The 14,449-nt window shown below is 70.2% G+C and carries 12 protein-coding genes; 4 read left to right on the forward strand and 8 right to left on the reverse strand.

All coding sequences use genetic code 11. The features are described 5' to 3' along the window. Positions 1–19 precede the first annotated feature (19 nt). The gene (locus tag ACXAFN_RS10235; RefSeq protein WP_474988420.1) at positions 20–484 is read left to right on the forward strand and encodes a hypothetical protein; all 465 of its coding nucleotides are present in this window, start codon (positions 20–22) and stop codon (positions 482–484) included. 18 nt (positions 485–502) lie between these two features. Here the strand turns inward: ACXAFN_RS10235 and ACXAFN_RS10240 are convergent, their stop codons facing one another. The 5 genes from ACXAFN_RS10240 to metK form a co-directional block, all read right to left on the reverse strand. After that, positions 503–1,339 (reverse strand): UDP-2,3-diacylglucosamine diphosphatase, encoded by an 837-nt coding sequence (locus tag ACXAFN_RS10240; protein ID WP_474988422.1) that lies wholly within the window; start codon positions 1,337–1,339, stop codon positions 503–505. A gap of 105 nt (positions 1,340–1,444) precedes the next feature. After that, positions 1,445–2,638, reverse strand: coding sequence for a GGDEF domain-containing protein (locus tag ACXAFN_RS10245; protein ID WP_474988423.1), 1,194 nt, complete (start codon positions 2,636–2,638; stop codon positions 1,445–1,447). A gap of 45 nt (positions 2,639–2,683) precedes the next feature. Then, positions 2,684–4,090: an adenosylhomocysteinase gene (gene ahcY / locus ACXAFN_RS10250; RefSeq protein ID WP_474988425.1), complete on the reverse strand. Its 1,407-nt coding sequence runs from the start codon at positions 4,088–4,090 to the stop codon at positions 2,684–2,686. A 66-nt stretch (positions 4,091–4,156) separates the two neighbouring features. After that, positions 4,157–5,863 (reverse strand): NAD-dependent DNA ligase LigB, encoded by a 1,707-nt coding sequence (gene ligB / locus ACXAFN_RS10255; RefSeq protein WP_474988426.1) that lies wholly within the window; start codon positions 5,861–5,863, stop codon positions 4,157–4,159. 131 nt (positions 5,864–5,994) lie between these two features. Then, entirely contained in the window at positions 5,995–7,215 is a 1,221-nt protein-coding gene (gene metK, locus ACXAFN_RS10260) for a methionine adenosyltransferase (RefSeq protein WP_474988428.1), read from the reverse strand. A gap of 356 nt (positions 7,216–7,571) precedes the next feature. Between metK and tkt the strand changes: the two genes are divergently transcribed. Continuing rightward, positions 7,572–9,578, forward strand: a complete 2,007-nt coding sequence (gene tkt / locus ACXAFN_RS10265) for a transketolase (protein WP_474988429.1) — start codon at positions 7,572–7,574, stop codon at positions 9,576–9,578. Positions 9,579–9,873: 295 nt separating this feature from the next. Here tkt and ACXAFN_RS10270 read toward each other — a convergent pair whose 3' ends face one another. The 3 genes from ACXAFN_RS10270 to ACXAFN_RS10280 form a co-directional block, all read right to left on the reverse strand. Then, a complete protein-coding gene (locus ACXAFN_RS10270; protein ID WP_474988431.1) occupies positions 9,874–10,926 on the reverse strand; it encodes a class I fructose-bisphosphate aldolase in 1,053 nt (350 codons plus the stop codon). 216 nt (positions 10,927–11,142) lie between these two features. Continuing rightward, complete coding sequence (locus tag ACXAFN_RS10275) at positions 11,143–11,526, reverse strand: Hsp20/alpha crystallin family protein (RefSeq protein ID WP_474988433.1); 384 nt, start codon at positions 11,524–11,526, stop codon at positions 11,143–11,145. Between the two features lie 35 nt (positions 11,527–11,561). Then, complete coding sequence (locus ACXAFN_RS10280) at positions 11,562–12,029, reverse strand: Hsp20/alpha crystallin family protein (protein ID WP_474988435.1); 468 nt, start codon at positions 12,027–12,029, stop codon at positions 11,562–11,564. 179 nt (positions 12,030–12,208) lie between these two features. On the opposite strand from ACXAFN_RS10280, the gene ACXAFN_RS10285 reads away from it, so the two are divergent. Further along, a complete protein-coding gene (locus ACXAFN_RS10285) occupies positions 12,209–13,243 on the forward strand; it encodes a type I glyceraldehyde-3-phosphate dehydrogenase (RefSeq protein ID WP_474988437.1) in 1,035 nt (344 codons plus the stop codon). Positions 13,244–13,280: 37 nt separating this feature from the next. Then, positions 13,281–14,444 carry a phosphoglycerate kinase gene (locus tag ACXAFN_RS10290; RefSeq protein WP_474988439.1) on the forward strand — a complete coding sequence of 388 codons (1,164 nt, stop codon included), beginning with the start codon at positions 13,281–13,283 and terminating at the stop codon, positions 14,442–14,444. The last annotated feature ends 5 nt before the right edge of the window (positions 14,445–14,449 follow it).

A 14,449-nucleotide genomic window follows, 5' to 3' on the forward strand; every position in this document is an offset into this window, starting at 1 on the left:
CGTCCTTCCGCCACACGGCATGGATAGCCTGGTCGCCCTGCTCTCGGAGACGGCGCTGGCCGAATGGATGCGGCTGTCCCACTGGGGATATGCCGGCGTCAACACCCTGCATGTGCTGGGCATCGCCCTGCTGGTGGGAGCGATCCTGCCCCTGGACCTGCGCCTGCTGGGCCGCCATCCCGGGGTGTCCCTGGAAGATGCGGTCCGGCTGCTGCAGCCGCCGGCCATGCTCGGGCTCGGCCTGGCGCTGGTCAGCGGCGTCCTGCTGTTGCTCGCCGCCCCCGGCGACTACCTGGCGATGCCGCTGTTCCTGCTCAAGCTGGGCCTGGTCGCCCTGGCCATCGCCAACGCCCTGTGGCTGAACCTCGGCCCGGGGCTCGCCGGGGCCACGCGGCGCCACCTGGGGCTGGCCGGCGGCGCGTCGCTGCTACTGTGGCTGGCCGCCCTGGTCTGCGGGCGCCTGCTCGCCTTTGTCGCCGACTGAGGCCGGCCACCCGGTGCCTCAGGTGGTGGGGGCACCGCCGGCGGCGACGGCCAGCGGCGACGCCTCGTCGACGGGGGCGGCGATCATCCCAGGCTCCCGTTCGATCAACTCGCCCCGCCAGTCGATCAGCTGCAAGCGGCCGTCCGGCGTCTCCAGCAGCGCCGTGCAGTGCTCCACCCAGTCGCCATCGTTGCAGTAGAGCACGCCGTTGCGCGCGCGAAAGCCGGCCTTGTGGATATGGCCGCCGACGTAGCCGTCGAGCCCTTCCCGTTCCGCCTGATGCAGGGCGGCCTGCTCGAACTGGGCGACGTAGCGCTGCGCCGCGCCGACCCGGCGTTTCAGCGCGCTGGCCAGCGACCAGTAGGGCAGCCCAAACAGGCCCCGGGCGCGATTGCACCAGCGATTGAGGGCCAGCACGAACTGGTGCATGCCGTCGCCCAGGGCCAGCATCCAGGGCGTGATGCGCACGTGAGTATCGAACTCGTCGCCGTGGCTGACCAGCAGCCGCCGGCCGTCGGCGGTGACGTGGATGGCGCGTCGCTCGATGCGCACCCGATGGACCCGCAGGCCGCACAGCCGACGCAGGGCGGCGTCGTGGTTGCCGGGGATGTAGATGATCTCGCAGCCGCCGCGGGCCAGCCGCAGCAGCCGCGCCGCCAGGCGCTGCTGGGCGGGCGGCAGCACCGCCCGCTTCTGCATGGCGATCAGGTCGACGATATCGCCGACCAGATAGAGGCGCTCGGGGCGCACTCGGCGCAGTAGGCTGGCCAGCAGGGCGGCCTGGCAGTCCCGGGTGCCGAGGTGGACATCGGACACGAAGAGGGTGCGGGCACGGGGGATCGGGACTGGGGTCATGGGGCGGCCTCCTCGAAATGCCCGCTCAGCGTCTCAGCCCGGGGTGACGCCATCGTGACGCCCCCATGACGGCCCCATGACGGCCCCGCGGCATCGGCCTGCGAGTCAGGGAATCTCTCCCCACGCCGGACCATCGCCGGGGGACGATGCCTCGCCGCCCTCACGGCGCCGCCGGACGTGCCGCTTGTGGGTATACATCCTGCGGTCGGCGCGCGCGATCAGCGCATCCATGCCGACCGGATCCTCCCGACAAGGGTCATGGGTGGCGATACCGACGCTGGCTGTCACCGCGGTGTCGGGGGCGTTATCGAACCGCGTCGCGGCCAGCCGCCGGGCCAGGTGCGCGGCCCGCTCGCGGGACTCGGGCTCGGCAACGCTGGGCATGACCGCCAGGAACTCGTCGCCCCCCAGGCGGCAAGCGAGCTCGCCCTCGCCCACCAGTTCCTCGAGGATCGTGGCGACACGGCAAATCAGGCGATCACCGACCGCATGCCCCAGGGTATCGTTGACGCCCTTGAGGCCATCGACATCGATCAGCATCACCGATATCGGGTGCCCGGCGCATCGACAGTCGGCCAGCGCGCCCTCGAGGAATGCCATGCCGCGACGCCGATTGCACAAGCCCGTCATGACGTCGAAGTTGGCCAGGTGCAACAGTTCCTCGTGCTGCCGAGCGAGCAGCTCGTTGGCCGCCGTCAGTTCGGCGTTGCGCCGATATAGCTCGCCGCGCAGACGGGCCGCTCGAGTGAAGTTGAAATGGCGCACCTGGGACAGCAGCGGCGAGATCAGCAAGCCGAGCAGCAGGAAGGCGCCGCCGTACCGGAACAGCTCGCCGATGCCGAAGGGGCTCCACACCACGAAGCACAGGCCATAGACCACCACCATGAAGAGGTTGTGGACCAGCATGTTGGTCCAGTGCCAGACCGTCGCCACCGGCAACAGCACGAACATGGCCAGCACCATGCTCTGGTTCCAGTAGAAGAAGGTGTGGGAATCGCCGATCTGCGAGGCCCCCCAGGACATGAACAGCTCGACGATCAGCGCTCCCGCCAGCAGCGCGGGCTCGGTGCGCTCCGGGCGCCCGTGCTGCCACCACAGGCAGGCGATCACCCCCGCCACGGTGGAAAGTCGGCCGACCCATAGCGCCGGCCAGTGATCGGGCACCAGCCAGTAATCGAAGGGCAGGTAACAGGGCAGGGCGATGACGGCGCACCACAGCAGGGTAGCGTTCAGGCGCGCCTGCTGGCGACGCTCCTCGAGCGCCGGTTCCAGCCCCACCTCTCCCTCCCGAATCCCCATGACATTCCCACGCTCTGCTGCGATCACGATGCCCTGTCGCCGGCGTCAATAGCGATAGCCATCGGGCTTGAAGGGCCCCTCCTCCGCCACCCCGGTGTACTCGGCCTGGGCGTCGGTCATGCGGGTGATCACCCCGCCGAAGCCTTCCACCATGTAGCGGGCGACCTCCTCGTCCAGGTGGCGCGGCAACACCGAGACGGTGAGCGCCGCACGCCGCTCGGACGCGTCCAGCTCGGCGAAGCGTCCTTCGAAGAGGTGGAGCTGCGCCAGCACCTGGTTGGCGAAGGAGCCGTCCATGACCCGCGACGGGTGGCCGGTGGCATTGCCGAGGTTCACCAGCCGCCCCTCGGAGAGCAGGATCAGGTAGTCGCGGCTCTCCGGATCGTAGTCGTCCGGGTCGCTGTCGCGGTAGACCTTGTGCACCTGGGGCTTGACCTCCTCCCAGTGCCACTGGCGGCGCATGTAGGCGGTGTCGATCTCGCTGTCGAAGTGGCCGATGTTGCACACCACGCAGCCCTGCTTGAGGCTCTTGAGCATGGGCGCGTCGCAGGCGTCGATGTTGCCGGTGGCGGTCACCACCAGGTCGAGGCGCGCGAGCAGCCCACGGTCGATGCTCTCCATGCCGCGGTTGACGCCGTCGCGGTAGGGCGAGACCACCTCGAAGCCGTCCATGCAGGCCTGCATGGCGCACAGCGGGTCGATCTCGGCCACCTTGACGATCATGCCCTCCTGGCGCAGCGAGGCCGCCGAGCCCTTGCCGACGTCGCCGTAGCCGACCACCAGCGCCTGCTTGCCGGAAAGCAGATGGTCGGTGGCGCGCTTGATGGCGTCGTTGAGCGAGTGGCGACAGCCGTACTTGTTGTCGTTCTTGGACTTGGTCACGGCGTCGTTGACGTTGATGGCCGGCACCCGCAGCGTGCCCGCCCTGGCCATCTCCAGCAGCCGATGCACCCCGGTGGTGGTCTCCTCGCTGATGCCGTGGACGGCGTCGAGCAGTTCGGGGCGCTTGTCGTGGAGCAGCGCGGTGAGGTCGCCGCCGTCGTCGAGCACCAGGTTGGGCGCCCACCCCTCGGGGCCCGCCACCGTCTGCTCGATGCACCACCAGAACTCCTCTTCCGTCTCGCCCTTCCAGGCGAACACCGGGATGCCGGCGGCGGCGATGGCCGCGGCGGCGTGGTCCTGGGTGGAGAAGATGTTGCACGACGACCAGCGCACCGTGGCCCCCAGATCGACGAGGGTCTCGATCAGCACCGCGGTCTGGATGGTCATGTGAATGCAGCCGGCGATGCGCGCCCCGGCCAGGGGCTGACGCTTTCGATACTGCTCGCGAATCGCCATCAGCGCCGGCATCTCGGTCTCGGCGATGCGGATCTCGCGCCGCCCCCAGTCGGCCAGGGCGATATCGGCCACCTTGTGGTCCCCGGCGGGAGCGGATACGGCGGGCTGGTTCATGCGTCACCTCTTCTCTCGACGAAAAGCGTGACCCTCACTATAGGCAGCCCGCCGAGGCGCGAACAATCAACGCAGGGGCACCGCCGCGAAACCGGCGATGCCCGCCGCCCCGAGCCTGCCCGCCAGGGCCCTGACCTCGGGATCGTCGAAGAAGGCGGCCAGCTCATCGGCGCGCATCGGCCCCACGCCGGGCAGGGTCCGCCACTCGGCCTCGCTGCGCCCGGCCAGCGTCGTCCAGTCCGCCGCCCGGCCGGCCTCCCAGCCGGGCGGCGGCCCCAGGGCCTCGAGCCAGGCGGCGAACGGCTTTCGTCGTGCGTCGGAAAAGCGCTCGGCGAGCCGCCGGGCACGCACCTCGCCGATGCCGTCCGCGCGCTCGAGGTCGGCCGGCGCCAGCGACCGCCAGTCGAGCAGCCCCTGCACCAGGCCGGCCTCGACCAGGGCCCGCCAGGTGCCCGGGCCCAGCCCGGGCATGTCCAGCGCCGCATCGCCGGACAGCCAGTCCAGGCGCTCGAGGAACTGCCCCTCGCAGCCCGGCTCGGGGTGCCAGCAGGACAGGGCGTGATAGTCGCCGGGCGACGGCGGCGTGACCGCGGGACGCTCGAGGGCCCGCCAGGCCACGCCCTCGAGGCGAGGGATCGTCAGCCCCGCCAGGGCCACCACCACCCGATCGCCGGGGCGCGCGTCCAGCGTCTCCCAGCGGGCCAGCGAGCCCACCGAGACGCGCCTCAGGGTCCGCCCATCGAGGGTCACCGGCACCAGGTGCAACAGCGGCGTGATGCGTCCGGTACGGCCGACGCGAAACTCCACCCCGCGCACCTCGGCGAGCGCCTCGCGGGGCGGGTACTTCCAGGCCGCGGCCCAGCCGGGCGGCTCGGCGCGCCAGCGCTCGCCCTCCGGCCGACGCCCCCGCTTGAGCACCACGCCATCGGTGGCGAAGGGCAAGGCGCCGCGATACCAGGCCTCGCGCAGCCGCCGCACCTCGTCCAGGGTCGCCACGGGACGGCTCCACAGGGCGGTATCGACGAAGCCCAGGGCCTCGAGCCCCGCCAGGCGGTCGCTCATGGCCACCGGCCCATCGGGCCAGGCCCAGACGAACAGACCGATCTCGGCGGCCGGCCCGGCGGCCAGGTGATCCCGGGCCAACCAGCCGGCCACGACGCTGCGCGCCCCGGCAACGCCGGCCTCCGCCTGAACGTGGCCATCGAGGCGTCGATACAGCTCGCCCTGCAGCACCACCCGCGCCGGGGCCGAGGGCGGCAGCCGCTCGGGCACGGCGGGCAGCCGCCGCACCCGGGCCGTCCAGTCCTGGCCGCTTTCGCCGTCGCCGCGGCTGATCGCCCGGATCAGTCGGCCACCCTCGTACACCAGGGTCACCGCCACGCCGTCCACCTTGGGCTGCAGCCAGACATCGTCGCGACGCGCCAGCCAGGCGCGCACCGCGTCCTCGCCATCGAGCTTGTCGAGCCCGGTCTGGGCGACGGGATGAACGCGCTCACCGGCCGAGCCGGTCGAGCCCGTCGAGGGCGGTGGCGCATCAGGGGACTGCTCGGGAAAACAGCGACGCCAGACATCGAGGCGCTCGCGGGCCTGGTCATAGACGGCATCGCTCACCGGCGAGCCGCCGTCGCGACGATAGGCGGCGTTCCAGTCGGCCAGGCGCGCCTCGAGGGCCGCGAGCTCCTGCCCGGCGCGCGGGGCCGACCAGTCCGGACAGTCGTCGGCGGCCAATGGCAGGGAACACAGCCAGAGCAACAGCACGAGGCGGCGAGGCATGGCGAGGCCCTCGGGGGATTGCCTCGACCCTAGCAAAGGGCCCCGCCCGGCGATGCCGGGCGGGGCCCTCTTCTTTCGTACGAGATCAGCGACGTACGAGATCGGCAACGCCTGCGACGGCCGCCGAGCGCTTACAGGCCGGCGGCGGCGCGCAGCGTGTCGGCCTTGTCCGTCTTCTCCCAGGGGAAGGCGGTGAAGGTCTCGGTGTGCTGCTCGCCCTGAGTATCGGTCCAGGTGTAGCTGGTCTCGAAGGGCTCGCGGCCGAAGTGCCCATAGGCCGCGGTCAGCCGGTACATGGGGTGCAGCAGGTCGAGCATGCGGGTGATGGCGTTGGGGCGCAGGTCGAAGTGCTCGCGCACCAGCTCGACGATGCGCTCGTCGCTGATCTTGCCGGTGCCGAAGGTATTGACCGACACCGAGGTCGGCTCGGCCACGCCGATGGCGTAGGAGACCTGGATCTCGCAGCGCTCGGCCAGGCCGGCGGCGACGATGTTCTTGGCCACGTAGCGGCCGGCGTAGGCGGCGCTGCGGTCGACCTTGGACGGATCCTTGCCGGAGAAGGCACCGCCGCCGTGGCGGGCCATGCCGCCGTAGGTGTCGACGATGATCTTGCGCCCGGTCAGGCCGCAGTCGCCCACCGGGCCGCCGATCACGAACTTGCCGGTCGGGTTGATGTGGTACTCGGTGGTCTCGGTCAGCCACTCGGCGGGGATCACCTGCTCGATGATCTCGCGCTTGACCATCTCGCGCAGCTCTTCCTGGTCGATGTCCGGATCGTGCTGGGTAGACAGCACCACGGCATCGACGGCGCAGGGCTTGCCGTGCTCGTCGTAGCGGAAGGTCAGCTGGCTCTTGGCGTCCGGGCGCAGCCAGGGCAACAGGCCGTGGCGGCGCAGCTCGGCCTGGCGCTCCACCAGCCGGTGCGAGTAGTGGATCGGCGCCGGCATGTAGGAGTCGGTCTCGTCGGTGGCGTAGCCGAACATCAGGCCCTGGTCGCCGGCGCCCTGGTCCTCGGGCTTCGAGCGGTCGACGCCCTGGGCGATGTCCACGCTCTGCTTGCCGATCAGGTTCAGCACCCCGCAGGTCTCGCCGTCGAAGCCGACGTCGGATGAGGTATAGCCGATGTCGAGAATCACCCGGCGCACCAGGTCCTCCAGATCGACCCAGGCGGCGGTGGTGATCTCGCCGGCGACGATCGCCACGCCGGTCTTGACCATGGTCTCGCAGGCCACCCGGGCGTTCTTGTCGCGGGCGATGATGGCGTCGAGCACCGCATCGGAGATCTGGTCGGCGATCTTGTCCGGGTGCCCTTCGGACACGGACTCGGAGGTGAACAGGGAGTATTCGCTCATGGCGTCCTCGACCCTCTGGCAATGGGATGACGGCATCTCGGCGCGAAGCCGGAGTGATATGGAGTGGCGCAGGCCCCGAGAGACGGGAGATGACGCGCCATGGCCCGGGCGGACCGGCTGGGGCCGGATTCTACACGCTCGCCGCGGGGCTTCCTAGCGCTCCGCGCGGCGCCGAGGCCGCCCCGCGGGCCCGGCACCGCGGCGATTTGAAGGCCGCGGCCCATTCGGCGACAATAAGCGCCCTGAATCGACCGCGCCGCCCCTCCCGCGGCGCATCCCAGCCAGAATCCATGCCCGGCCGCCCCGGCCGAGCAGCGTCATCGCTACTATCTGCCGCAGGCGAGGAGCTGACCCCCATGCCGTCCCGTTTCGAACTGGCCAATGCCATTCGCGCCCTGTCCATGGATGCCGTCCAGAAGGCCAACTCCGGCCACCCCGGCGCCCCCATGGGCATGGCCGACATCGCCGAGGTGCTGTGGAACGACTACCTGCAGCACAACCCGGCCGACCCGCACTGGCCCGACCGCGACCGTTTCGTGCTCTCCAACGGCCACGGCTCCATGCTGCTCTATTCCCTGCTCCACCTCTCCGGCTACGACCTCGACCTGGAGCAGCTGCAGAACTTCCGCCAGCTGCACTCGAAGACCGCCGGCCACCCCGAGTTCGGCTACGCCCCCGGCGTCGAGACCACCACCGGCCCGCTCGGCCAGGGCCTGGCCAACGCCGTGGGCATGGCCATCGCCGAACGCACCCTGGCCGCCCAGTTCAACCGCCCCGGCCACACCATCGTCGACCACTACACCTACTGCTTCGTCGGCGACGGCTGCCTGATGGAAGGCATCTCCCATGAGGTCAGCTCGCTGGCCGGCACCCAGCGGCTCGGCAAGCTGATCGCCTTCTACGACGACAACGGCATCTCCATCGACGGCGAGGTCGAGGGCTGGTTCACCGACGACACCGCCAAGCGCTTCGAGGCCTACGGCTGGCACGTGGTGCCCGCCGTCGACGGCCACGACCCCGCGGCGGTCAAGGCCGCCATCGAGCTGGCCCGCAGCCACGACGACAAGCCCAGCCTGATCGTCTGCCGCACCATCATCGGCTTCGGCGCGCCCAACAAGCAGGGCAAGGAAGAGTGCCACGGCGCCGCGCTCGGCGAGGACGAGGTCGCCGCGGCCCGCCAACGCCTCGACTGGCCCCACGCGCCCTTCCACGTGCCGGAAGACATCTACCAGGGCTGGGACGCCGCCGAGGCCGGTCGCACTCGCCAGGCCGACTGGCAGGCCCGCTTCGAACGCTACGCCGAGGCCCATCCGGCGCTGGCCCGCGAGTTCCTGCGCCGCCAGAAGGGCGAGCTGCCCGCCGAGCTGACCAGCGAGGCGCTGATCGAGCAGGCCCAGGCCAAGGGCGAGTCGATCGCCAGCCGCAAGGCGTCGCTTGCCTGCCTCAACGAGCTCGGCCCGCAGCTCCCCGAGCTGCTCGGCGGCAGCGCCGACCTGGCGCCCTCCAACCTGACCTTCTGGAAGGGCGCCGAGGCGATCTCATCCGAGGCCCCCGCCGGCAACTACCTGCACTACGGCGTGCGCGAGTTCGGCATGGGCGCGATCATGAACGGCATCGTGCTGCACGGCGGCTTCATCCCCTACGGCGCCACCTTCCTGATCTTCATGGAGTACATGCGCAACGCCGTGCGCATGGCGGCGCTGATGGGCCAGCGGGCGGTGTACGTGTTCACCCACGACTCCATCGGCCTGGGCGAGGACGGCCCCACCCACCAGCCGGTGGAACAGCTGACCACCCTGCGCTCGACCCCCAACCTCTCCACCTGGCGCCCCTGCGACGCCACCGAGACCGCCGCCGCCTGGAACGCCGCGCTCAAGCGCCAGGCCGGCCCCACCGCCCTGGTGCTGTCGCGCCAGGGCCTGCCGCACCAGGCCCGCGACAAGCAGCAGCTGGCCGATATCCAGCACGGCGGCTACGTCCTGAAGGACTGCGAGGGCACCCCCGAGCTGATCCTGATCGCCACCGGCTCCGAGGTCGGCCTGGCCATGGACGCCGCCGCCGCCCTCACCGAGCAGGGCCGCGCGGTGCGCGTGGTGTCGATGCCCTCCACCGACGCCTTCGACGCCCAGGACGCCGCCTACCGCCAGGCCGTGCTGCCGGCGGAAGTCGGCAACCGCATCGCCGTCGAGGCCGGCCATCGTGACGTCTGGTACAAGTATGTGGGCCTCGAGGGCCGCATCGTCGGCATGAGCACCTTCGGCGAGTCCGCCCCGGCCGGCGACCTGTTCGAGCACTTCGGCTTCACCGTGGACAACCTGGTGGCTGAGGCCGAGCAGCTGCTGGACGACGCCGCCGAAGACTGATCGCGGCGTCCCGGCACACGAAGAGGGCACGGCATTCGCCGTGCCCTTTTTGCTGGTGTTTCGCAGCCCCGCATGAAGCCACGGCAAGACCAGGTTCTGAATGGTGGGTTGGCATGGCGGGAGTTCCGCTTCGCTGAACGATGGGCGCCGTCAGGCGCCCTGGGTGCCAGAGAAGATCGCCCTTCGGGCGATATCGCGCAGCAAAGCTGCGCTCCCACAATGGTATTCACACCACGGTACGAAAGCATTGGGTGTGCCCGCCGACACGCCTTCACGGCGCATCGCTGTGGCAGCCTCAAGCAATGGTGACGGACTCGTCCCGATAGACGTCCTGGATGGCGTTGAGCAGCTCGACGCCTTCGGCCATGGGCTTCTGGAAGGCCTTGCGGCCCGAGATCAGCCCCATGCCCCCGGCGCGCTTGTTGATCACCGCGGTGCGCACCGCCTGGGCCAGGTCGCTCTCGCCGCCCGAGGCGCCGCCGGAGTTGATCAGTCCGGCGCGGCCCATGTAGCAGCTCGCCACCTGGTAGCGGGCCAGGTCGATGGGGTGCTCGGTGGTCAGCTCGTCGTAGACCTTGCCGTGGGTATGACCGAAGCCGATGTCGCGGTAGCCGGCGTTGGTCTCGGCCATCTTCTGCTTGACGATGTCGGCCTTGAGGGTCGCCGCCAGGTGGATGGCCTGGCCGGTGAGGTCCGCGGCGGTGTGGTAGTCGCGCCCCTCGTGCTTGAAGCCGGGGTTGCGCAGGTAGGCCCACAGCACCGTGACCATGCCCAGCTGGTGGGCCCGCTCAAAGGCCTCGCTGATCTCGGTGATCTGCCGGCGGCTCTCCGGCGAACCGAAGTAGATGGTGGCCCCCACCGCCACACAGCCCATCTCGAAGGCCTGCTCGACCTGGGCGAACGGCGTCTGGTCGAACACCGCCGGATGGGTCAGCGTCTCGTTGTGGTTGAGCTTGAGCAGCATGGGAATCTTGTGGGCATAGCGCCGCGCCACCGAGGCCAGGCCGCCGAGCGTCGAGGCCACGGCGTTGCAGCCGCCCTCGATGGCCAGCTCGACGATATTGGCCGGGTCGAAGTAGATCGGGTTGGGCGCGAAGGAGGCGCCGGCGGAGTGCTCGATGCCCTGGTCCACCGGCAGGATGCTGAGGTAGCCGGTGCCGCCCAGCCGGCCGTGGTCGAACAGCGCCTGCATGTTGCGCAGCACGCTCGGCGGGCGATCGCCGTGGGTCATCACCCGGTCGATGAAGTCGGGGCCCGGCAGGTGGATCGAGCCGGCCGGAATGCCTAGGCACTCGTGGGTCAGCAGGCTTTCCGTCTCGTCGCCGAGCAACTGGGCTATATCGGTCATCGCCACTCTACTCCTTGGATGGCTGGTAAAAGGCGGGATGCGAAACTCCCCCTCTAGCCTAGAGCAAGCGATGGCTGCCGACAGCCCGTCGGCGCGACGAAAGCGGCGCCACTTTGCCCAAACCGAATCCGACTTGTCGGCGACTCCCGCCAGGCAGGGTGCCGAGACGGACCGACGACAAGCAGGCGCCCCCTCGGTGAGAGGGGGCGCCCGCGGTCAGGCCGCCCTGATGTCGATGCGTCGCGGCCGGTGAGTCTCCTTCTTGGGCAGGGTCAGATGCACCACGCCGTTGTCGATGCTGGCCTGGATGGCCTCCGCATCGATCTCGTGGCTCAGGGTGAAGCGCCGCGCATAGCGCTGCGTGCGCACTTCGGCATAGATCGAGGTCAGCCCCTCGGGCATCTCGAGTGCCATCTCGCCCTCGAGGCTGAGCACGTTGTCGTTGACCTCGACGGTCAGCGACTCGCGCTGCACCCCGGGCATGTCGGCGATCAGGTGCAGGGCATTGTCCTCCTCGAAGATATCCACGGCCGGCAGGGCGGCATCCGAGCGCCGCTCGACGGGCTCGCGGGACCTGTCATGCTGGACGACGTCGTTCATGTCACTCACCTCCTCCACTAGCGGAAACGCCCGCATCACCTCGCCTGGATGGCGATGCGACGCGGCCTGAGCTCCTCGCGCTTGGGCAGCACCACCTCGCAGATGCCGTGGCGTAAGCTGGCCTCGGCGCGCTCCGGGTCCAGCCCGTCCGGCAACGCCACGGAACGGCTGAACTCGCCGCGGGGACGCTCGCGGCGGAACAGCGTGCGCCGCGAGGCTTCCTCGGCCTCACCGGCCTCGGCGTCGGTCTCGCGCCGGCCGCTGACCGTGAGCACGTTGTCCTGCAGACTGATCTCGAGCTCCTCGGCCGAAAGCCCCGGCGCGAACACATACACCCGCACCGCCTCGTCGGTACGCGCCACATTGATCCGCGGGAAGCTACCGCGAGGCACCGAGCGGATGTCCGCGGCCTCGAAACCGGGCCACATCTCGTCGAGGACGCGCCGCAACCAGTCGCCGCCGGGCGCCCACTCGCTATCGAAACGCCTGAGATCTCCGAACATTCGAACACCTCCCGTCATCGTCGTGATGACCCTTCTGGCCGGGCACCGCGCCCGGCCTCTAAAGCGATAGATAGGAGCGCCCGAGCGCTTTTCAAGGCCCCGGGGCGATCGCGACGCCGGCGCCGAAATGCGCTAGAATCGCCGGTTTGTGTCCACCGCCAGGAGTCTCAGGCAACGCCATGGCCCTACGCATCGCCATCAACGGTTACGGTCGCATCGGCCAGTGCGTGCTGCGCGCGCTGGTCGAGCGCGGCATGCCGGACCTGGAGGTGGTGGCCATCAACGAGCTGTCCGGGCTCGACACCATCGCCTACCTGACCCGCTACGACACCACCCACGGCCGCTTCCCCGGCCGGGTGGAGGTCGACGGCGAGCACCTGGTGATCGATGGCCGACCGATCCGGGTGCTCTCCGAGGGCGACCCCTCCGCCCTGCCCTGGGCGGCGCTCGGCGTCGATCTGGTGCTGGAGTGCTCCGGCAGCTTCAAGGACCGTGCCACCGCCGAGGCCCACCTGGCCGCCGGCGCCGGTCGCCTGCTGTTCTCCCAGCCCGCCGAGAGCGACGTCGACGCCACCATCGTCAGCGGCATCAACGACGCCGACCTGACCCCGGCCTGCCGGGTGATCTCCGCGGCCTCCTGCACCACCAACTGCCTGGTGCCGGTGCTCACCGTGCTCGACGAGGCCCTGGGCCTCGAGCACGGCGTGACCACCACCATTCACTCGGCGATGAACGACCAGCCGGTGATCGACGCCTATCACCAGACCGACCTGCGCCTGACCCGCTCGGCGATGCACTCCATCGTGCCGGTGGACACCGGCCTGGCCCGCGGCATCAATCGCCTGATGCCGCACCTGGCCGAGCGCTTCGAGTGCCTGCACATGCGCGTGCCGACCATCAACGTCTCGGCCATGGACCTGTCGCTGTGCGTGCGCACCGACACCGATGCCGAGGCCGTCAACGCCCTGCTGCGCGAGGCCAGTACCACCCGGCTCGCCGGGCTGCTCGGCTACACCGAGGAGCCCATGGCCTCGGTCGACTTCAACCACGATCCGCGCTCCGGTATCGTGGACGCCACCCAGACCCGGGTGGCCGGCGGCCGCCTGATCAAGATGCTGTGCTGGTTCGACAACGAGTGGGGCTTCGCCAACCGCATGCTCGACGTCGCCGGCCGCATCGCCCGACTGGGCCCGGTGCCGCCCTCCGACGCTTGAATTCCCTTCGGCTCTCCCAGACGAGGAACCTGCTTCCATGAACGTGCGCAAGATGACCGACCTCGACCTCCGCGGTAAGCGCGTGCTGATCCGCGAGGACCTGAACGTGCCCGTCAAGCACGGCAAGGTGACCAGCGATGCCCGCCTGCGGGCGGCCCTGCCGACCATCCGGGCGGCGCTCGAGGCCGGCGCCCGGGTCATGCTGATGAGCCACCTGGGGCGTCCCACCGAGGGCGAGCCGGCCGAGGAGTTCTCCCTGGCGCCAGTGGCCGACCACCTGGGCGGCCTGCTGGAACGCCGGGTGGGCCTGGTCAAGGACTACCTGGACGGCGCGGTCGAGCTCGAGGAAGGCGAGGTCGCGCTGCTCGAGAACGTGCGCTTCAACCAAGGCGAGAAGAAGGACGACGAGGCCCTGGCCAGGCAGTACGCGGCGCTGTGCGACGTCTACGTGATGGACGCCTTCGGCACCGCCCATCGCGCCCAGGCCTCCACCCACGGCGTGGCCCGCTTCGCCCCCGAGGCCTGCGCCGGCCCGCTGCTGGCCCAGGAGCTCGAGGCGCTGGAGAAGGCCCTGGCCCAGCCCCGGCGGCCGATGACCGCCATCGTCGGCGGCTCCAAGGTCTCCACCAAGCTCGAGGTGCTCAACGCGCTGTCCGAGAAGTGCGACCGGATCATCGTCGGCGGCGGCATCGCCAACACCTTCATCGCCGCGGCCGGCTACAACGTCGGCAAGTCGCTGCACGAGGCCGACCTGGTCGACGCCGCCAAGGCGCTGATGGCCAAGGTCGAGATCCCGCTGCCCAGCGACGTGGTGGTGGCCACCGAGTTCTCGGATTCCGCCGAGGCCGTGACCAAGCCGGTCGACCAGGTGGGCGATGACGAGATGATCCTCGACATCGGCCCCGAGACCGCCGGGCGCCTGGCCGAGCAGCTCAAGGCCGCCGGCACCATCCTGTGGAACGGCCCGGTGGGCGTGTTCGAGATCGACCAGTTCGGCCACGGCACCGAGGCGCTGTCGCGGGCCATCGCCGAGAGCGAGGCCTTCTCCATCGCCGGCGGCGGCGACACCCTGGCGGCCATCGACAAGTACGGCATCGCCGACAAGGTCTCCTACATCTCCACCGGCGGCGGCGCCTTCCTCGAATACGTCGAAGGCAAGACCCTGCCGGCCGTGGCGGCCCTCGAAGCGGCGGCCCGCTAACCCTT

Source organism: Halomonas sp. ABH4_019, assembly GCF_056159885.1.